Here is an 18756-nt window from a genome sequence, read left to right on the forward strand (position 1 = left end):
AGGAATAAAATGGACTTGTGTACTGTGAATGATCAAGATTTAATTTGCTCAAAGGCCTGTTGAAGGTCTTCTTTGATATCCTCAATATGCTCAATCCCTAGCGACAATCTCAACAAGGTAGGTGTCACACCTGCAGCAGCTTGCTCTTCATCACTCAATTGCTGATGCGTAGTTGCCGAAGGTTGAATAATCAAAGTCTTAGCATCACCCACATTCGCCAAATGGGAGATTAACTGGAGTTTATTGATAAATTCTGAAGTACTTTCTTTGTCTCCGTCTATTTCGAAACTCAAGACACCGCCAAACCCATTTTTTAAGTATTTTTTCCCTAATTCATGGTAAGGCGAAGATTTCAATCCAGGATAATTGACTTTCTTTACTTGAGGATGTGCTTCAAGCCACTCCGCTATTACTAGCGCATTGTCTACTGTCCTTTGCACTCTCAATGAAAGCGTCTCTAACCCTTGGAGTAATAGGAAAGAATTAAATGGACTCAAAGCTGGACCAAAATCTCTCAGACCCTCAACCCTTGCACGAATAGCAAAAGCGATATTAGGAAGTCCCAATGGATTATTTTCACCAAAAATCTCCCAGAATTTCAAACCATGATATCCTTCAGAAGGCTCTGTAAATTGAGGAAATTTACCATTGCCCCAATTAAAGTTACCACCATCTACAATGATCCCTCCTACCGAAGTACCATGTCCACCAATCCACTTGGTGGCCGATGCAGTGACCACATTGGCTCCATGCTTGATGGGATTGGCTAAGTAACCACCAGCGCCGAAAGTATTATCCACCACGAGCGGGATATTATACTTTTTAGCAATCGCCGCGATGGCCTCAAAATCAGGAACATTAAACTCTGGGTTACCAATCGTCTCAAGGTAAAGTGCCTTGGTGTTGTCATCAATTAATTTTTCAAAATCTTCGGGGTTATTTCCCTTTGCAAACCTCGCCTCTATACCAATTCTTTTGAAAGCAACTTTGAATTGATTGTAAGAACCACCATACAAGTAAGAGGTTGAAACAAAGTTTTCTCCAGCTTGCAAGATATTATTCAAAGCTAAAAATTGAGCCGCTTGACCAGAACCAGTGGCGACCGCAGCCACTCCCCCTTCAAGTGCCGCTACGCGCTGTTCAAAAACATCCGTGGTCGGATTCATGATCCTCGTGTAGATGTTTCCAAACTCTTTTAAGGCAAAAAGATTAGCACCATGCTCGGCAGAGTTGAATACATAAGAAGTGGTCTGATAGATCGGTACTGCTCTAGAATTGGTGGCAGTATCTGGGCTTTGTCCTGCGTGAAGTTGCAGTGTTTCAAAACGATAATTAGTAGACATAATTGATAGGTTTTATAGGATTGTTAAACTTAACTAGAGAATCCTTTTTGCTGAAGTTCTGAAGGAAATAACAGAAATTGGGGTAGGGTAAAAATTACCTACACATGGGACAAAGCATCAAAATGGCTAGCATAGCAAATCGATTTGAACTTGTCAATTGGAAATTGTGTAAATCTGAAATCTGTGGAATATAAATCATCTTGTTAAGAATTTATATTTCCGAAAGAGGATATTCTCTATCGGCAGGAATTGGCACCTTGGATTTTCCAGGTTGCCAGAGGGTCTTAGAGCCTGTCTCTCGCCTCTTCTTTATAAATCCCAACACTCAAAAAGTGAAAGGATACTGCAAAGTAAATTCAGGAAATTTTAGGATGCAAGGAAATGACGAAAAAATCTTGTTATAATTTAAAATGTAACACCTCATCGATTTCTAATTCAAAAAAAGTGCTCATGATGTGCGTAATCTGGGAAAGTAAAAATGAGTACGTGAATCCAATAATCTAAAAAACGTAATGCTTTTGTCAAATCAGTCAACAAAGGCTTCTTTTATAACTGCCTTGCATGCAATAATTTCCGCATCACTCAGCTTTGTAAAAACTCTTAGGATCCTAGTTTTATCTATTGTCCTGATTTGATCAATAGCAATCATTCCTATTTTATTTTGATGATTGACAACTACTCTAGTGGGGTAATTTCTAATTGTAGTAGTCATCGGTGCTACTATGACAGTTCCTAAGTATCTGTTCATTTCATCAGGTGAAATAATCACACATGGTCTTGTTTTTTTAATTTCAGCTCCAATTGTTGGATCAAGATTGACTAAGATAATACTGTATTGTTTTAATTCCATTCATCAAGATTTTCATCCTCAAAAACATCACTAATCAATAATTTATCATCACCCCTTTCGGCCATTTCTTTAAATTTAATTTCCCAATTTTCCCTTGGCTTCGTAATTGGTTTTAATATGATCTGATCATCTTCTAATATAATCTCCACTTTATCAGTAATGTTATATTTCTCTAAGATAGTTTTGCTTAGTCTGAGGCCTTTCGAGTTACCTATTTTAATGATAATTGCTTCCATAAACATTTTAAAATGTTCATACAATGTAATTACATTTATTCATTAAAAAAAGTTTCTCACCTTGATCATCAGATCAACTTATAAAAAAAGCCCACTCTGAGGCGGGCTTTTATACTAAATTTTTTCAAAAACTTATTTTGGCAATAATACCGCGTCGATCACGTGAACTACACCATTGCTACCAGCAAGATCAGCGGCTACTACTGTAGCACCATTGATCATGACTTTACCATCTTTAATAGACACAGTCAACTCTTGTCCTTGAAGGGTAGTTACAACTTGTCCATCAGACAAATCACCTGACATTACATTTCCCGCTACCACGTGGTAAGTCAAGACAGCAGTCAATTGATCTTTATTTTCTTCCTGCAAAAGACTTTCAACCGTACCTTCTGGTAAAGCTGCAAAAGCACTATTTGTAGGGGCAAAAACAGTGAAAGGACCGTCGCCCATCAAAGTCTCTACCAAGCCAGCTGCAGAAACTGCTGCTACTAATGTGGTGTGGTCAGGAGATCCTACTGCAATGTCCACTACAGTTGTTGGAGCTTCTTCTACTACTACTTCTTCCACTACTTCTGTTTCTGTAGTTTCTGTGGTACCACCTCCACAGCTTACTGCGAAGATTGTTGCGCTGCAAGCAGCAGCTAAGGATAAGATTCTTAAGATTTTCATTTTGTTAAGTTGTTTGATGATTCAATAGAGACCAAACACAAATTCTTCCAATTAGTTTTAAACAGCTGGAAATAATTGATAGAGGGTAAAAATTGAATACTTTTGTACACGTTACTGTTCACGAATGATGCCAAAAGAAAAAAGAGCGCAAGCACCTGTCAAATCCAGACTCCACCCTAGAAACAAACATAGAGAAAGGTATGACTTTGATCTTTTGACAAAGACTTTACCTGAGTTGAAAGCTTATGTTTTCACCAATAAATATGGAGATGAATCCATTGATTTTTTTGATCCTGAAGCAGTCATTACGCTCAATAAGGCACTATTAAAGCAGTATTATCAGATCGAATATTGGGAAATTCCTGAAAATTACCTCTGTCCTCCTATTCCAGGAAGGGCCGATTACATTCACTATGTCGCCGAATTACTTACTGACAAAAACGGTCAAGTCAAAAAGCAGACGAAATGTCTGGATATTGGTGTAGGAGCCAATTGCATCTACCCTATCATAGGTATTCGAGAGTATGGGTGGTCTTTTGTGGGGACTGATATAGACCCTAAAGCCATCGCCTCGGCTGAAAATATCATCAACAAAAATCTTGGACTCAAAGAGCAGATCACGATACGGCTTCAAAAAAATCCAAGAAACCTATTCACTGACATCATCCTACCCGGGGAAGCTTATGACCTAAGTATATGCAACCCACCTTTCCATGCATCGGCCAAGGAGGCCATGGCGAGTACACAAAGAAAGCTCAGCAACCTCAAAGGTAAACAGGTCAAGAACCCCACGCTGAATTTTGGAGGACAAAGCAATGAATTGTGGTATCAAGGTGGAGAACTTCAGTTCTTGACCAATATGATCTATGAAAGCAGGAGATTTGGAAAGCAGTGCAGATGGTTTACCAGCTTAGTTTCCAAAGAAGCCAACCTGCCCCAAATCTATAAGGTGCTAGATGTGGTGAATGCAAAATCCATCAAAACGATAGATATGAGTCAGGGAAATAAAATTAGCAGGATAGTAGCTTGGAGTTTTGGATGAATATTAGTTGTTAAACTCTTAAGCTTAACAAATACTCCATAGGAGAAAGAACTGGTATTTCTGATTCTTTAAAGTCTTTGCCATTTCTGGTAATTATTAAATTGCAATCCGTTTTTAAGGCACAATAATATTCAAGTGAATTCTCAAAATCTAGAAATTTTGAAGCCTAAATAATTTATTTAGCGTATTCGAGACTTTCAGTCTAAGGAATTTACCTTACCCTTATGGTTGTGTCTTTTCCATCCAAACTATACTTCGGAGTTCCGCCTTTTTGGGTAGCCACAAAGGCACCAAGCTTACTGGCAAAATCCAGGGTATCTTTAAGGTTTTTTCCTTCTAGATACATCTTTACAAATCCACTCAAAAAGGCATCCCCTGCACCCACTGTATCTTCAACTTGGACCTTATATCCTGGATGTGAAATGATGCTACCATCTTTATATACCATTGCTCCTTTGCCACCATGTGTGATGCAAATGGTCTCAATGGGGTATTCTTCCACCAAATAATCACAAAGGGCTTTTGCTAAACCATCTCTCTTATCCTTCAATTCAAAGAAATCCGCCAAAATCTCCAATTCATCTTCATTGATCTTCAGGATGTCGGTGTAACCCAACAGACTATCAATCTTATAAAAATCTATGTAAGGCGCACGCATATTGATATCAAAAACAGTCAAAAGGGGTTGATGCACCAAGTGATAGAGTGTCTGCCAAGATTGCTCATTCCTCACGGCCAAACTTCCGAAAACCAAGGCATCCGCCTTAGCGACCAACTCTTGATTATCAGTCGTCAAGCTGATAAAATCCCATGCTGCTGGCTCAAGGATTTCATATTTGATATTCTCCTTATCAGTTTGATCGATGATGACTTTGCCGGTTGGCTGACTTTCATCCTCCTGAATAGAAGTAAGTGGCAATCCATATTCTTTGACAAAGTCAAGGAGTTTTTGCCCATCCTCATCTTTCCCCACGCGTGAGATCATCGTTACATCCAAACCAAGTTGATGCAAGTTGAGCGCTACATTCATTGGTGCACCACCAGCCACTGCGCCATCGGGAAACACATCCCAAAGCATTTCTCCAAAACAAATAATTTTCTTAGCCATGATCTTTCAATAAGTCTCTCTGAATCTCTTCCAATGACCTTCCCTTCGTCTCTGGCATTCTAAACATGACCCAGAGCAACTGGAACAGCATCATCAATGCAAAAAAAGCAAAAATATTTCCCGCTCCATACTGATTGGCAAATAATGGAAAAACATTGGCTATCACAGCCGCTAAGATCCAATGGGTAAAAGACCCCAAGGACTGCCCGTAAGCTCGGAGTTCGTTGGGGAATATCTCAGAGATAAACACCCATATTACTGAACCTTGGCCTATGGCATGTGAAGCAATAAAAACAAACACAAAATAAGGCAACCAACTGCTATCTATTGCACCTCCAAAATAACTGTAAGCCATCAACGAAAGTGAAATCAAATAACCTATAGAACCAATATACATTAACATTTTCCTTCCTAATTTATCGATCAAGTACAAACCCATCATGGTCGCAAAAAGATTGATTGCACCGATTCCAATCGTGGAAATCAAGGCATCCTCAGTGGCAATTCCCGCAGATTCAAATATCCTTGGCGCAAAATAAATGATGGCATTGATCCCTGAGAGTTGGTTAAAAAAGGCCATCAAGACTGCCATCAGACTAATTTTTCTAAACTTCGACCCAAATAGCATTTTTAAACTGGCCTTTTCTCTGATCACCTTACTCTCCTCAATTGCCAAGGCGATAGCTTCATCTACGCCTTCTGGATCGGTTTTTGACAAGATCGCCCTTGCTCCTTCAAAATCTTTGTATTTGGCAATGAGCCACCTTGGACTTTTGGGTACCCTCACGATCAATAGACAATAAATCAATGCTGGTAAGGCTTCCACACCCAGCATCCATCTCCAAGCATTGACTAGATCAGCAGTTCCGATCAGGTAATTGGAAAAATAGGCCATCAAAATCCCAAAAACGATATTGAACTGATAGAGTGCCACGAGCTGTCCTCTCCTTCCCGCAGGTGCAATCTCTGAAATGTAAAGCGGCGCTACAACCGAAGATGCTCCAACTCCCAAACCTCCAAGAAATCTGAAAAACATAAAGCTATTGACTTCTGGCGCAAGCGCAGAGCCCATAGCCGAACCCAAATAAAGTAACCCTATCAGCAAGAGTGATTTTTTCCTTCCCAAGCGATCAGCTGGAATCCCACCAAATAGTGCTCCTATCACTGTACCATAAAGTGCTATAGCTACTGCCAAGCCATGTTTCAAGTCGGATAATTGCCAGAGTGTCTGAATATCCCGCTCCGCTCCTGAGATCACCGCGGTATCAAAACCAAACAAAAAACCTCCAAGCGCCGCGGTGATGGATAGGAAAAGTACATAATTTTTACTTTGCATATTTTGGGTTTTAGGGATTAGGAATTAGTTGATTTGGTTATTAGTAGATTGAGTTATTGGGTGGTTCTTTTGTATCATTTAAAATACCATGCAAATGCAATATTAAAAGTTATTTCCCCCAGATGGATTTGAGGTGGTGAATTTGAACTTTTGGATCTATTCCTTGAAGGCTCAATACTGTATAAGCTGAAGTTGGAAAGATCAGTTCTGTGATCACAGACTCACCATCATTGATGAAAATCTCAATGGAAGATCGGTCCAAGAAAATCCGAATATCCTTAACCTGAATTCCAAGCAGTGGAATCCTATGTACAGCAGGGAATTGATCTGAAAAATCAACTAACCCTGATTGACTCCTATCGATGCTGATTTCATCTCCTACTTTTGTAATCAGGAGATTATCCCCTTCATTATTGGAAAACACCATTTCAAAATCACCTCCAAGTGACTCTAAGCCTATTTCTAAAAGATCAGAATCTAGATTGATCAATTCTCCTGTCACTTCCATGGACTTACTCCTCAATTTCTTGAGTTCTGCTACAGGTCTTGAAGCAAGATTGAAGTCAGTTCCATGTTGCTGAAGCTCCAATGATCTTGGCAAAGTCATCGCAGATCTCCACTCCTCTGTAGGGACTTCTTGCGCATAGAGCCAATTACTCATCCAGCCTAAGAAAAGCCTTCTTCCATCTTCCTCTGGAATATCGGACCAGGTCACGCCAGCATAATTATCCGCACCATAATCAATCCATTTGGTAACCGTGGTTTCACTTCTAAATACTTCTCCATCAAAGTCCCCTACAAAATATTGCGTAGCGGATCCTCCATTAGGCCCACCAGGATTGATACTTACCAAAAGCACCCATTTTTCTTCACCCTCTGCCGTCTTCAATGGAAATAAGTCTGGACATTCCCACACTCCTCCATACGCCGCCCAAACAGGGTTGAAATCACTTTGGTAAATCCATTCTATCAAATTTGAAGAAGTATAAAAACTAATTTTATCCTTTACAGCCAAAGACATGACCCACATGCTACTCTCTTCATGCCAAATCACCTTCGGGTCTCTAAAGTCTATGATGCCAGGATTGGACAAAACTGGATTGGATTCGTATTTCTCCCATGTTCGTCCCTTATCAAGACTGAATGCTATTCCTTGTATTTGAAAGTCTTTTCTACCAGCTTTTTCTCCCTCTGCATCATGATAAGTAAAAATCGCTACCATTGGAGGGTTCTCCACCGACCCTAGACCCGAGGTGTTTTGGTGATCTATTACGGCAGAGCCCGAAAAAATGGTGCCATGCTCATCTGGAAAAAGCGCAATTGGGAAATGCTCCCAAGAAACCAAATCCTTTGAAATTGCATGCCCCCAGTGCATAGGACCCCAAGTGTTACCATCTGGATGATATTGATAGAAAAGATGATACTCTCCTTCGAAATAAACCATTCCGTTGGGATCATTCATCCAGTTAGATGGAGGAGTAAAATGATATTGTGGTCGGAATTTTTCATCAAACTGCTGAGGTGTTTCTACTGAGCTTTTGTCATTGTTTTGACAAGCTATAAAAGCAAACATCAACAGCGCGATAAGCGGGAATTTGATCAAGTAATTCATACGATAGGCTTAAATAAAGAAATAATTACGCTAAAAAATATCTTTATCCCAACTATTCAGGCTACAAATGATGAATGACTTTTTTCACTGACAGAAAATCATTTAATTTCGATCTTCAACAAAATAAAAGCACCATGTCCTACCTTCAGCACATTACCTCTCCCACACTATTGATTGACGAGAAAATATGCAGAGCCAATTTGCACCGCATGGCTCAGAAAGCAGCTAGAAATGGGATGGAATTGATTCCACATTTCAAAACAGGACAATCCAAAGCCATCGGTGCATGGGCTAAAGAATATGGGATAAAGGAAATCACCGTCTCTTCCATCAAAATGGCAGCATACTTCTGCGGAAATGGTTGGGAGACCATTCACATCGCTTTTCCATTCAACCCACTTCAGATCAGGAAGCTCAATGAACTCAGTCAAAATCAAAAAATATCAATCCAACTGGTGAATAGTGAAGTGACTCAGTTATTGGCTAAGAAACTGAGTAGTACTGTGGGCTTTTTTATAGAAATCGATGCTGGTTATGGTCGTACAGGCGTAGCGGTCAGCGATTTTGGAAAAATTGAGGAAATCCTAAGAATCAGTCAAACATCTGAACACTTACAGTTTAGAGGTTTCTATATCCATGCCGGCCATAGCTACTATGCAAAAGATGTGGCTGCCATTCACGAGCAGAACATAGCCGCACTCAACATGCTCAAAGACAAATACAGCACAGAATTCCCCAACTTAGTAACTAGAACTGGCGATACCCCTACTTGCTCCATGATGGAAGATTTTGGAGGTATAGATCAAATGGGACCAGGCAACTTTGTGTTTTATGACCTCACGCAAGCAGGTATAGGCAGTTGTACCAAAGCAGATATCGCAGTGGCACTTGCAGTGCCTGTGGTCGATATCAATCCCGAAAAAAGAACAATTTTGATACATGGTGGCAGGGTGCATTTGGCTAAGGATGTTTTGATTGAGCCAAATGGAGAGAAGAATTTTGGTGAAGTGGTCATGTTGAGCGAAAACGGCTGGGATATTCCTGAATCAAGATCATTCGTGAAAAGCATCTCCCAGGAGCACGGCATCATTCAAGCCTCTGAAGAACTCCTACAAAAAACTCATGTAGGAGACCTATTGGGCATCCTACCTGTACATAGCTGCATGACAGCTGACTGTATGAAAGCTTACCTCAGCTTGAATGGTGAATGGATTGATCATGCTGAGGGGCTTGTGACTTTTAATTTATAAAATATACTACTCCGAGCTTAAACATCATGCTATTACGACCAAATGCTTGAAACCTCACTTCTGGATTAAAGCCTATTTCATCCGTGATTTTGAGCATTCCTCCAGCACCTAAATTGAGTGAGTTATGATCAAATCTTCCGATTTCATTGAACTCGAATACTCTTCTATAAAAGCCATAGCCAGCTGTAACATACCACTGCTTTTCCTTTTCAGTCAAATAGTACCGCGCATTGATGTCAAATCCGCGAGCATTTCCTGTAGCCGGTGTGAAGAAAGTAAAAGAAGGTGCTACTGAAAAATAGTTTAATGGAAAATATTCACCCGTAAAATTCAATCCAAAAAAAGGCTTATCATAAGCCATTTCATAAGCATGAATCCCCCTGTATTGTCCTTGATACTGAGCATTTGCAAAATATGTGACAAAAGTCAAACAGATAATTAATAGATACTTTTTCATGTTTTTTGTCAAATTTTAAAATGCAAAATCTCTAGTCAAAGGCTTTCTACTGCCTCTAAAATCTATGGTATACATGACGTTCAACCTAATGATGTGTCGATTCCTATAAGTACCTGGAGTCATGGTAGGCCCATAAGTCCACATATGTCCACCAAAGAACATGTAATTATTGTAAGTGTACCCAATTGCCGTGTAAACCCTGTTTTCTTCAAAAATATTCCAGACCTGCTTTCCCGTCTCAAAGAAAAACTCGTTGGACGGAGCTATGAAAAAGGTCTTATTTTCCATTTTAGACTTATTCAAAGGAACGTATGCTGTAATCTTATACCTCCATCTATCGGTATAATTAAATTCAGCTCCTAAGTCGTTATTCCTTTTGAACCTATGCTCAAACCGAAATTGATGTAATATTTTAACAGAGCCGACTGATTGGGTTAATAGCCATTGATGCCAAAAACGAGGTTCTAAAACTGAATCTACATATTCAGGGTTACCTCTCTCAGGAGCAAAGTTCCACACTAACGTGGGACCAAATGTCACCTCAAAATTATCCGTAAACATATAAGTCATTCCAAAACGATTGTATAGCTGACTCATTCGACCAACAAAATCCAATCTATTGTCAGCACTTGATCTTCTTCTGTAATGGTTTTCTTGATACCACCACCATTTATCATTGAATCGTAATTTCAAATACAATCCATTCCAGTTTTCAGTCGTCGCAGGAAGACCAATTTTTTCCTGAGGCACAGTAATATTTTGAGCCTGAGCAAAATGAAAAACGAAAATCAATACAGGGATTAAAAGCAGAGACTTTAATAATTTAACCGACATATTTATTATACTAATTATTAAAGTTCTAAATCTGATTCAATTTTACTGATAGAAGACCTTCTATTGAGTCTTCTTTCTAAACTTCTTGTGTCTGCATTTCGCAGATCAGTCATTCTCATAATCAAGGATTCAATCTTTTTGGTCCAAACTTTTATTTGAGTATAATCTTCTTCTACCTCAATGTTTTCAACATAATTCTCAAACAACCTTTCCGCAGCTTCAAACAATCTAGGCTTTGCTCTTTGATCATACCTTGTGTAAGTAAATGGATTGAATACTTCCTCTTGATAGAATTCATCTAGAATCTCCCAATTTCTAGATACATTGGAAAGCACTTCATATTGTCCTTCCATTTCATCCAAAAGATCAAGCATGACATTGGCTTCATCTTTCTTTTCATTAAAACGATTAGCCTTAGCATATCTCTCATTAATCTTTTCAAAACCTGAACCAAGGACATTAGTTTTCACAGCTCTAATTAGGCCTTGAGTCAGTCCATCCTGGCCTTCTTGATCAGCAAACAACTCATCAATTGTTGTTTTCTTATCTTGAATTCTTTCTTCTAAGGTTTTTAGGTCAGCATCTTCTTCGATTCTACTCAATTGGCCGTCTACATAAGTTTTAAATCTACTTGTAGTAGCTGCCATTTGAGTAATATAAGCATCCAATGCAACATAAAAATCAGTATTGAAGTCTTCTTTTCTATACTCAATCTCAAGTGTTTTGTCCTCCTCTTGAAAGGAATATTTAACCTCGTCTTTTTCAGTTACAAAGATCAACCCTTCTTCTACCATGTACTTTACATCATAAAACTGAATGTCTTTATTCCTAAATTTCCCTATTAATTCATTGAAAGCCTTTAATTTTTGATATTGAAATTCAAAAAAGGAATACGCGGCAGACAAAGAATCAGAGCGCTGCCTATTTAAGCTTAACGCATTTCTATCTTTGTATTGCTCAACCAGCCTCATCAAATCATCAAACTTTCCTGGTAGATCTTCTACAATTTTTTGTTGCGATCTATTTAATTCAAAAACAAATTTTCGTGTATGAAGTGGATAATCAATCAACTCTGAATCATTATTAACAAAAGCTGGATCGTAACGAAGGATTTTAATTAAGAAGTCTGACAAAAATGCATTTCCAGCTTGCTGTGCTTTGTATTGTGATGTGTTTGATAGAAAGCCATCATTAAAAAGAATCCCGAACGTTTGATCAGCAATTCTGAACCCTTGGTTGTCACCTGCATTGACTTTATTCAGTTTAGCAATGGTTTCAAAAAACACAATTTCTTCCAAAACCTCATCATTGTTGAGATCTCTTTTGACCAAACCAAGTAAAAATCCATTTTCATAATTTCTAACTTCACTGATCAGCTTATCATCTTCTTCATAGACAAAGGTCCATTCACCTGTCATGATCCCATCATCCTTGAGCTCACCTCTGATAAAATGGGTGTATCTTCCTACAAATGACTTGAAGTTAAATTTCCCCCTGATATTCCCTTCTCTAAATTGAAATTCATCTGCTTGTGCCTTCTTCTTTAAGGAACCATCTGAAAACTCATTCTCTTCAAAGACCCAAGTTCCATTAGGAACGCCTCCAATATAGTTCGCTTTCAATTTGATTTGTGCACTTTTGAGATCAGAGATCAGCTCAAAATCGACTACATCTTTAAGCTCAGCTTGATGGTCTTCATCCAAATATTCCCAAGTACCTGCCTTTTGCCCTTGTTCGTATGCTCCAGAAATTACTGTCCTCAAAAATCTTGTCTTATTCTCTGGATCTCTTTCTTTTCTGAGAAAAGAAAAATCACCTTGTCTAATAACTGAGTTTTCTGGACCTTCTATGAATTGAAAAGTTGCCTCACCATTTATATTGTTAAATTTATATTCTCCTTTATACTCTTTTTGTGCTAAAATAGCATCTGGAAAAATTAAGCATAAGATTATTACAAAAGCTAGAAATATTTGATTTTTTCGCATACTCTTAATTTGATGTTGGGTGAATTACAGTTGGCGCTGAATGACTTAGCAAGACACAAAATTTCAAAAATCACACCAAAAGTCCAAAATTTTAGTGTTTATTTTAAATTTTTTATCATGCTTTAGGTACTATGAACCTAGAATTTTTTATCATATTATTTCCAATAAACCCTACTAACCAAAATTATAAAATGGAAAAGGCCAGAAACAATACAAAAATTACCTATTTTAAAGAAATCACCGAATTTATTTTTTTGACATCAGTTTAGTATTTTAAATAGAAAAAGCTTGGGATTGAACCAAGCTTTTTGAATCCTACTTGACATAACCAAGCGTTTTCAGCATACTCTCGCTGGTCTGCTCGGGTGCAAATAGCCAATGCTTGATGCTACCATCTGTGTCTCTATCAATGATCACATGCTTGGGTGCGGGGATCAGACAATGCTGAATACCGCCATAGCCACCAAGTGACTCTTGATAAGCACCTGTGTGGAAGAAGCCCAAATATTGTTTTTTACCTTCCTTAGGATTTGGGAGATAGATGTTGAACTGATGCGCTTCTGAATTGTAATAATCCATGCTATCGCAAGTCAGGCCACCCAAGTTGATATTGTGATATTCCTCATCCCAGTTGTTGATAGCTAGCATGATGTATTTTTGGTTCAGTCCCCAGCTATCGGGTAGCTGAGTGATAAAGCTCCCATCGATCATGTACCAAAGCTCTTTGTCATTTTGGAGCTTTTCATCCAAAATAGAATAAAGTACCGCACCGCTCTCTCCCACTGTATAGCTCCCAAATTCTGTGAAAATATGCGGTTCAACAGTATTATTTTTGGCACACATCCATTTGATATTCTTGATGATCTGCTCAGCCATATACTGATAGTCATAGTCAAAAAACACATTGGTTTTGATCGGCCAACCACCACCAATATCCATGGTATCTAGACTTGGAGCGATTTTCTTGAGATCTACATACTTTTGAATGAAACGAGTCAATTCAGACCAATAGTAAGCTGTATCTCTGATTCCTGAATTGATGAAAAAATGAAGCATCTTCAAAGACACATTAGGATTATCTTTGATTTTTTCTTCGTAAAGACTCAAGATATCATTGTATCGGACACCTAATCTTGAGGTATAGAACCCAAACTTCGGCTCCTCGTCTGCTGCGATTCTGATGCCTACTTGAAAAGGAACCTTGACATGTTCTAAGTAATAATCAATCTCAGTCAAATTATCCAAAACAGGCACACAATTGACAAACCCATCATTGAGTAATTCAGTAATATATTGCTTGTAAAGCTCTCTTTTGAAACCATTACAGACGATATAAGTCTGTTTAGTGATCTTACCTTGCTCATAAAGACTTCTAACCAACGGAATATCAAAGGTCGATGAAGTCTCAATATGAATGTCATTTTTCAATGCCTCATCCAATACAAAGCTGAAGTGCGAAGATTTGGTGCAATAACAGTAAGTATACTTTCCTTTATAATCATGCTTCTCTATCGCATTGCCAAAAAAGGTCTTGGCATTCTGGATATTTTCCGAAATCTTCGGTAGGTAACTCAACTTCAATGGCGTACCATAAGTTTCAATGATTTCCATCAAGTTGACCCCATTGAAATGTAGCTCGTTGTTTTCTACAGTAAACTCTTTGGTGGGAAAGTCAAAAGTTTGTTGAATAAGATCAATGTATTTGTTCATTCGCTCGATCAGGTTTGGATAAAATTGAGGCTACAAAATTTGTTTATATTCTTCGGAATTCATAATAAACAAAAGGAAAATCCCAATGGAACTTTCCCTTTTAACTTATATTACCCAATATAGTTCACATCTTTTCAACCAAACAACTCCTGCTTCAATAGTGACTGTTCTACATCAAACTTCCTTTTATTTTCGACCAATTTTGAAAGAACAGCCTTAAATTTCAATTCCTGATCAAGTTGCTTTTCCAAATAATTCATATAGGCTGACACCTCTGATTCAGATGCCTTATAATATTTGAGTGAAAACAACTGTCTCTCTGCCGAATATTCAAGAATAGCTCCTGCTGTATTACCCAAGCTGATCAACCCTCTCAATAGTCCTTTTAAACCCTCATACTGCTTTGTCAATTTAAAATATACTACCCTGAAAGATTTTCTTGCCTCAGGAAAATTTGGGAAGTCAAAGCCAGCTACTTCTTGGATCTCAAAAAATTCGCACATCTCCATTTGCTCAGATGCAAGCTGATTTACTTTTTGAGCAGTGGAGGACTTTTGAATCTGAAACTCCGCCGTGGAACTGTGTGAAGACTGTGCTACTGCCATGATTTTGAAATTTTGATGGTACGCTGAATAAATAATACTTCAAAGGTAAAGTGAAAAACTCTATTATCCTAATTACCCTATAATTTTTATAGGGTTAAATTTTTCTATAACCCCAACAGTCAGCAATATGTGGAATTATACCACAACTTTTCACCAAAATATTCGACAAAACCGCCAAAAAAAGCAAAAAAAGAGCTTGGTACAGTCTTCGATTAAAAAAATGCAGACTTCACTTGAAAAAAAAATTTCTCATAGTGACTGATGTGAGTACAAAAAATTCAGGTTTTTCCTTGGGGATACAAAATGATGCCAAATAGATTTTAACAATTCTAAACTTGAAAATTTTACAACATGAAGTATTTGATATACCATTTATTATCGTTTTTATTCTTTTGCCTATTCCTGCTTCCAATTACATCAAATGCCCAAGGAGTCACAACAGGCAGCATGAGCGGGTTGGTAAAAGATGATCAAGGAGAACCACTACCAGGCGCAACCATTCAAGCTGTTCATACTCCATCAGGCACTCAATACAACATGGTTACGCAGCCGAATGGACGATACACTATATCAGGCATGCGAACTGGAGGGCCTTATCAAGTGACTGTTTCATTTATTGGGTTTGAACCTAAGGTATTCGAAAACATTTCCCTCAGACTAGGTCAACGGTATGTCCTAAATGTAGAGATGGACGATGAGGGTATAGAACTTGATGGAGTTCTTATTGAAGGCAGAAAAGACCCTCTTCTCAATGATGAAAAAACAGGTGCCTCCACCACAATCAGTCGAGAAGCAATCACCACCATGCCAACCCTAAGCAGAAGTGTTCAAGACTTCACAAGGCTTACTCCTCAATCTTCAGGCGAATCTTTCGCAGGTCAAGACCCTAAAGCCATCAATTTTTCCTTAGATGGTAGTGTATTCAATAATTCTTTTGGATTGACTGGATCTATCCCGGGAGCACCAACGGAATCAACTCCGATTTCTTTGGAAGCTATCGAAGAAATCCAAGTCAACATTGCTCCCTATGACGTCACACAGGGTGGATTTACTGGCGCTGCAATCAATGCGATTACCAGATCAGGGGATAACGAGATGAGAGGTTCTGCCTTTGTAAATAACAGAAACCAGAGGTTTGTTGGAACCAATGCCAGAGGCAGTGAAGTGATCACAGAAGATTTCAATGTTCAACAATATGGGTTTAGACTTGGTGGCCCAATTATTAAAAACAAACTATTTTTCTTTATAAGTGCTGAATCAGAGAGAAGAAGTGATCCAAATTCCCCATTTATAGCTGCTGCTTCTGGCCGGGAAGGAGCAAATGTCACCCGAGTTCAAAAATCCGATATGGACGAATTGAGGGGTTTTCTTAATAATAATTTTGGATATGACCCTGGAGAATACGAAGATTATAACTTACCAACGATTTCAGATAAATTTCTGATAAAATTGGACTACAATATCAGTGATAATCATAAAATAAGTGCAAGATTCAACACTTTACTTTCCTCAAGAGAAAGACCTGTGGCAAGAACATCATTAGGCTTTGGAGGAAGAAATCAAAATCTCTTTTCCTTAAATTTTCAAAATTCCAATTATTTACTCAATGATGATATTTATTCTGGGATAATTGAGTTACAATCAAATTTTGGAGGCAAATTTTCTAATGAACTCCGTTTTGGTCTTACATCAAACAGGAATTCAAGAACTTGGGGAGGAGGGGATTTCCCTATGGTAGATATCCTAGAGGGAGGAAGAAATTATATTTCCTTCGGTACTGATTTGCTTTCCCCTAACAGAGGGCTTGATTCTGATACTTGGCAAATCCAAAACAACTTTACAGCATATCTTAGCAACCATACAGTGACAGCTGGATTGAATTTTGAGTATTTTGATTTCAGATACACATTTACTCCGACATTTTTCGGACATTATGTATACAATTCCCTAGATGATTTTTACAGAGATGTGGCGGGTGAAGAGGTGGAGCTGAGAAGGTTTCAAAGACAATACTCTGCACTCCCAGGTGGAGAGATTCCAACTGCAAATACACAAGCTTACATTGCTAGTGCATATGTTCAAGATGAAATTAATGTCACCAATAATCTAAAGGTAACTTTGGGTCTAAGGTTGGATGTGCCATTTTATGGACAAACGGCAGAAAGGAATCTGGCAGCAGAAAATCTTGACTTCAGAAAGCCAGATGGAGAACCGATCACTATTAGAACTGATAGACTTCCAGAGCCTCAGTTCATGTGGAGTCCAAGACTTGGCTTCAACTGGGATGTTTTGGGTAATAGAAATTTTCAAGTAAGAGGAGGAACTGGCCTCTTTTCAGGAAGACCAATCTACATCAACATTTCCAACATGGTCAATACAAATGGCGTATTGCAAGGACAAATACGAGAAGACAACACCACCAACTTCCCTTTTAATCCGGATGTAAATGCTTACATCCCTTCCAATGGAGGAGCTCCTGACACCTATGATCTGGCTTACATAGATCCTGGATTCAGGAACCCTCAGGTTTGGAGGTCTAACATTGGAATTGACAAAGATCTCTTTGGTGGATTGGTCGGTACTTTTGAAGCAATCTACACCCAACAAGTTAGTGATTTGCTCTTTTACGATTCCAACCTACGTCCATCAACAAGAAATCTATCTGGTCCAGATGATAGACCTTTGTATGGATTTGGTGATGAAGAAAATAGATTAAATCAAAATATTACAAATGCAGTAGTATTAGACAATACTAATCAGGGTTATTCATATAGTTTGACTTTTCAATTACAAAAAAACTTTAACAACGGACTTCATGCCATGGCAGCTTATAATTATGCTGTTGCCAAAAATATGGTTGATGGAAATACACAACATTTTCTATCATATGAAAACATTGCATCTGTCAGAGGAAGTAATTATCCAGAGCTTGGATTTTCCTTAGACGATCAAAGGCACAGACTGATTAGTTCAATTGGATATAGAAAAGAATACGCTAAAAATCTAGCTACTTCTATATCCTTATTCTATGAACTTAGAAACCAAGGAGTTGAATCATATGTATACAACACAGACATCAATGGAGATCAGATAGTAGGAAATGATTTACTATTTGTTCCTACCCAAGCTCAATTAAATGAAATGCAATTTGAGCCGCTTACTGTCAACGGCAATACATTCAGTGCTGCAGATCAAAGAGCTGCTTTCAATCAATTCATAGAACAAGATGCGCATCTTCGCAGCAGAAGAGGCATGTACGCATTGAGAAACGGAGTTCAGTTTCCAGTTGTTGGCAGATTAGACTTGTCTTTCATGCAAGAATTCTTTCTAGATATTAAAGGCAAGCGTAATACCATTCAAGTGAGGGCGGATATTTTCAATTTCACAAATTTGATCAATAATAATTGGGGAGTAGGACAAATTATCACGAATGAAACACCTATAGGCATCATAAATATTGATCCAGTGACAAATATACCCACCTATCAACTCAACCCTTCAAATGGCGCATTAGTCTCTGAAAGCTTTACTCGAACAGCAAACATTGGCGACGTGTGGCAGATGCAATTGGGACTACGATACATCTTCAATTGATAACGTAGCATATGAAAGGATAAACCATGATGTGATTTGCTCTAAGTAGGGGTCATAGTTATATTTTTCTTTATAACTTATAGTTGGCGCTATTCGACCCCTACATTTTTTTCTTCCTCGTT

Annotated in this window: 15 protein-coding genes and 1 riboswitch; of the genes, 3 read left to right on the forward strand and 12 right to left on the reverse strand. The window is 38.3% G+C overall.

Features of this window, described 5'->3' with window-relative positions; all coding sequences use genetic code 11:
- Nucleotides 1-32 precede the first annotated feature (32 nt).
- From CHB66_RS12100 to CHB66_RS12115, 4 genes are all read right to left on the reverse strand, one after another.
- On the reverse strand, nucleotides 33-1343 hold the full coding sequence (locus CHB66_RS12100) for an O-acetylhomoserine aminocarboxypropyltransferase/cysteine synthase family protein (protein ID WP_089241301.1): 1311 nt from the start codon (nucleotides 1341-1343) through the stop codon (nucleotides 33-35).
- Between the two features lie 208 nt (nucleotides 1344-1551).
- Nucleotides 1552-1661, reverse strand: a riboswitch (SAM riboswitch).
- A gap of 208 nt (nucleotides 1662-1869) precedes the next feature.
- Complete coding sequence (locus CHB66_RS12105) at nucleotides 1870-2193, reverse strand: type II toxin-antitoxin system PemK/MazF family toxin (RefSeq protein WP_089241303.1); 324 nt, start codon at nucleotides 2191-2193, stop codon at nucleotides 1870-1872.
- On the reverse strand, nucleotides 2184-2429 hold the full coding sequence (locus tag CHB66_RS12110; RefSeq protein ID WP_089241465.1) for an AbrB/MazE/SpoVT family DNA-binding domain-containing protein: 246 nt from the start codon (nucleotides 2427-2429) through the stop codon (nucleotides 2184-2186). The genes CHB66_RS12105 and CHB66_RS12110 overlap by 10 nt, the downstream gene beginning before the upstream one ends.
- Before the next feature lie 132 nt (nucleotides 2430-2561).
- Nucleotides 2562-3101 (reverse strand): fasciclin domain-containing protein, encoded by a 540-nt coding sequence (locus CHB66_RS12115; RefSeq protein WP_089241305.1) that lies wholly within the window; start codon nucleotides 3099-3101, stop codon nucleotides 2562-2564.
- Between the two features lie 124 nt (nucleotides 3102-3225).
- On the opposite strand from CHB66_RS12115, the gene rlmF reads away from it, so the two are divergent.
- Nucleotides 3226-4143, forward strand: coding sequence for a 23S rRNA (adenine(1618)-N(6))-methyltransferase RlmF (gene rlmF / locus CHB66_RS12120; RefSeq protein ID WP_317045596.1), 918 nt, complete (start codon nucleotides 3226-3228; stop codon nucleotides 4141-4143).
- Between the two features lie 211 nt (nucleotides 4144-4354).
- Here rlmF and CHB66_RS12130 read toward each other — a convergent pair whose 3' ends face one another.
- The 3 genes from CHB66_RS12130 to CHB66_RS12140 form a co-directional block, all read right to left on the reverse strand.
- Nucleotides 4355-5251, reverse strand: coding sequence for a carbohydrate kinase family protein (locus CHB66_RS12130; RefSeq protein ID WP_089241309.1), 897 nt, complete (start codon nucleotides 5249-5251; stop codon nucleotides 4355-4357).
- A complete protein-coding gene (locus tag CHB66_RS12135; RefSeq protein WP_089241311.1) occupies nucleotides 5244-6587 on the reverse strand; it encodes a sugar porter family MFS transporter in 1344 nt (447 codons plus the stop codon). Before CHB66_RS12135 ends, CHB66_RS12130 begins: the two co-directional genes overlap by 8 nt.
- A 109-nt stretch (nucleotides 6588-6696) precedes the next feature.
- A complete protein-coding gene (locus CHB66_RS12140) occupies nucleotides 6697-8199 on the reverse strand; it encodes a glycoside hydrolase family 32 protein (protein ID WP_089241313.1) in 1503 nt (500 codons plus the stop codon).
- Between the two features lie 134 nt (nucleotides 8200-8333).
- On the opposite strand from CHB66_RS12140, the gene CHB66_RS12145 reads away from it, so the two are divergent.
- Nucleotides 8334-9449 carry an alanine racemase gene (locus tag CHB66_RS12145; protein ID WP_089241467.1) on the forward strand — a complete coding sequence of 372 codons (1116 nt, stop codon included), beginning with the start codon at nucleotides 8334-8336 and terminating at the stop codon, nucleotides 9447-9449.
- Here CHB66_RS12145 and CHB66_RS12150 read toward each other — a convergent pair.
- The 5 genes from CHB66_RS12150 to CHB66_RS12170 all read right to left on the reverse strand — a co-directional run bounded on the left by CHB66_RS12150 (nucleotide 9439) and on the right by CHB66_RS12170 (nucleotide 15040).
- The gene (locus tag CHB66_RS12150) at nucleotides 9439-9906 is read right to left on the reverse strand and encodes a hypothetical protein (RefSeq protein WP_089241315.1); all 468 of its coding nucleotides are present in this window, start codon (nucleotides 9904-9906) and stop codon (nucleotides 9439-9441) included. The genes CHB66_RS12145 and CHB66_RS12150 overlap by 11 nt on opposite strands.
- A 15-nt stretch (nucleotides 9907-9921) precedes the next feature.
- Complete coding sequence (locus CHB66_RS12155; protein WP_089241316.1) at nucleotides 9922-10740, reverse strand: DUF2490 domain-containing protein; 819 nt, start codon at nucleotides 10738-10740, stop codon at nucleotides 9922-9924.
- 17 nt (nucleotides 10741-10757) lie between these two features.
- On the reverse strand, nucleotides 10758-12725 hold the full coding sequence (locus CHB66_RS12160; RefSeq protein ID WP_089241317.1) for a hypothetical protein: 1968 nt from the start codon (nucleotides 12723-12725) through the stop codon (nucleotides 10758-10760).
- A gap of 315 nt (nucleotides 12726-13040) precedes the next feature.
- The gene (locus tag CHB66_RS12165; RefSeq protein ID WP_089241318.1) at nucleotides 13041-14435 is read right to left on the reverse strand and encodes an arginine decarboxylase; all 1395 of its coding nucleotides are present in this window, start codon (nucleotides 14433-14435) and stop codon (nucleotides 13041-13043) included.
- A 134-nt stretch (nucleotides 14436-14569) separates the two neighbouring features.
- A complete protein-coding gene (locus tag CHB66_RS12170; protein ID WP_089241319.1) occupies nucleotides 14570-15040 on the reverse strand; it encodes a hypothetical protein in 471 nt (156 codons plus the stop codon).
- Nucleotides 15041-15391: 351 nt separating this feature from the next.
- Here CHB66_RS12170 and CHB66_RS12175 point away from each other — a divergent pair, with 351 nt between their 5' ends.
- On the forward strand, nucleotides 15392-18634 hold the full coding sequence (locus CHB66_RS12175) for a TonB-dependent receptor (RefSeq protein WP_089241320.1): 3243 nt from the start codon (nucleotides 15392-15394) through the stop codon (nucleotides 18632-18634).
- Nucleotides 18635-18756: the final 122 nt, after the last annotated feature.

Source organism: Belliella buryatensis, assembly GCF_900188245.1.
In the GTDB taxonomy this organism is placed as follows: domain Bacteria; phylum Bacteroidota; class Bacteroidia; order Cytophagales; family Cyclobacteriaceae; genus Belliella; species Belliella buryatensis.

Bases quoted from the DNA above. Each gene is read 5' to 3' on its own strand.
- CHB66_RS12100 (WP_089241301.1), bottom strand. From the start codon at position 1,343: ATGTCTACTAATTATCGTTTTGAAACACTGCAACTTCACGCAGGACAA.
- CHB66_RS12150 (WP_089241315.1), bottom strand. From the start codon at position 9,906: ATGAAAAAGTATCTATTAATTATCTGTTTGACTTTTGTCACATATTTT.
- CHB66_RS12135 (WP_089241311.1), bottom strand. From the start codon at position 6,587: ATGCAAAGTAAAAATTATGTACTTTTCCTATCCATCACCGCGGCGCTT.
- CHB66_RS12170 (WP_089241319.1), bottom strand. From the start codon at position 15,040: ATGGCAGTAGCACAGTCTTCACACAGTTCCACGGCGGAGTTTCAGATT.
- CHB66_RS12105 (WP_089241303.1), bottom strand. From the start codon at position 2,193: ATGGAATTAAAACAATACAGTATTATCTTAGTCAATCTTGATCCAACA.
- CHB66_RS12115 (WP_089241305.1), bottom strand. From the start codon at position 3,101: ATGAAAATCTTAAGAATCTTATCCTTAGCTGCTGCTTGCAGCGCAACA.
- CHB66_RS12145 (WP_089241467.1), top strand. From the start codon at position 8,334: ATGTCCTACCTTCAGCACATTACCTCTCCCACACTATTGATTGACGAG.
- CHB66_RS12160 (WP_089241317.1), bottom strand. From the start codon at position 12,725: ATGCGAAAAAATCAAATATTTCTAGCTTTTGTAATAATCTTATGCTTA.
- CHB66_RS12175 (WP_089241320.1), top strand. From the start codon at position 15,392: ATGAAGTATTTGATATACCATTTATTATCGTTTTTATTCTTTTGCCTA.
- CHB66_RS12155 (WP_089241316.1), bottom strand. From the start codon at position 10,740: ATGTCGGTTAAATTATTAAAGTCTCTGCTTTTAATCCCTGTATTGATT.
- CHB66_RS12165 (WP_089241318.1), bottom strand. From the start codon at position 14,435: ATGAACAAATACATTGATCTTATTCAACAAACTTTTGACTTTCCCACC.
- CHB66_RS12130 (WP_089241309.1), bottom strand. From the start codon at position 5,251: ATGGCTAAGAAAATTATTTGTTTTGGAGAAATGCTTTGGGATGTGTTT.
- CHB66_RS12110 (WP_089241465.1), bottom strand. From the start codon at position 2,429: ATGGAAGCAATTATCATTAAAATAGGTAACTCGAAAGGCCTCAGACTA.
- rlmF (WP_317045596.1), top strand. From the start codon at position 3,226: ATGATGCCAAAAGAAAAAAGAGCGCAAGCACCTGTCAAATCCAGACTC.
- CHB66_RS12140 (WP_089241313.1), bottom strand. From the start codon at position 8,199: ATGAATTACTTGATCAAATTCCCGCTTATCGCGCTGTTGATGTTTGCT.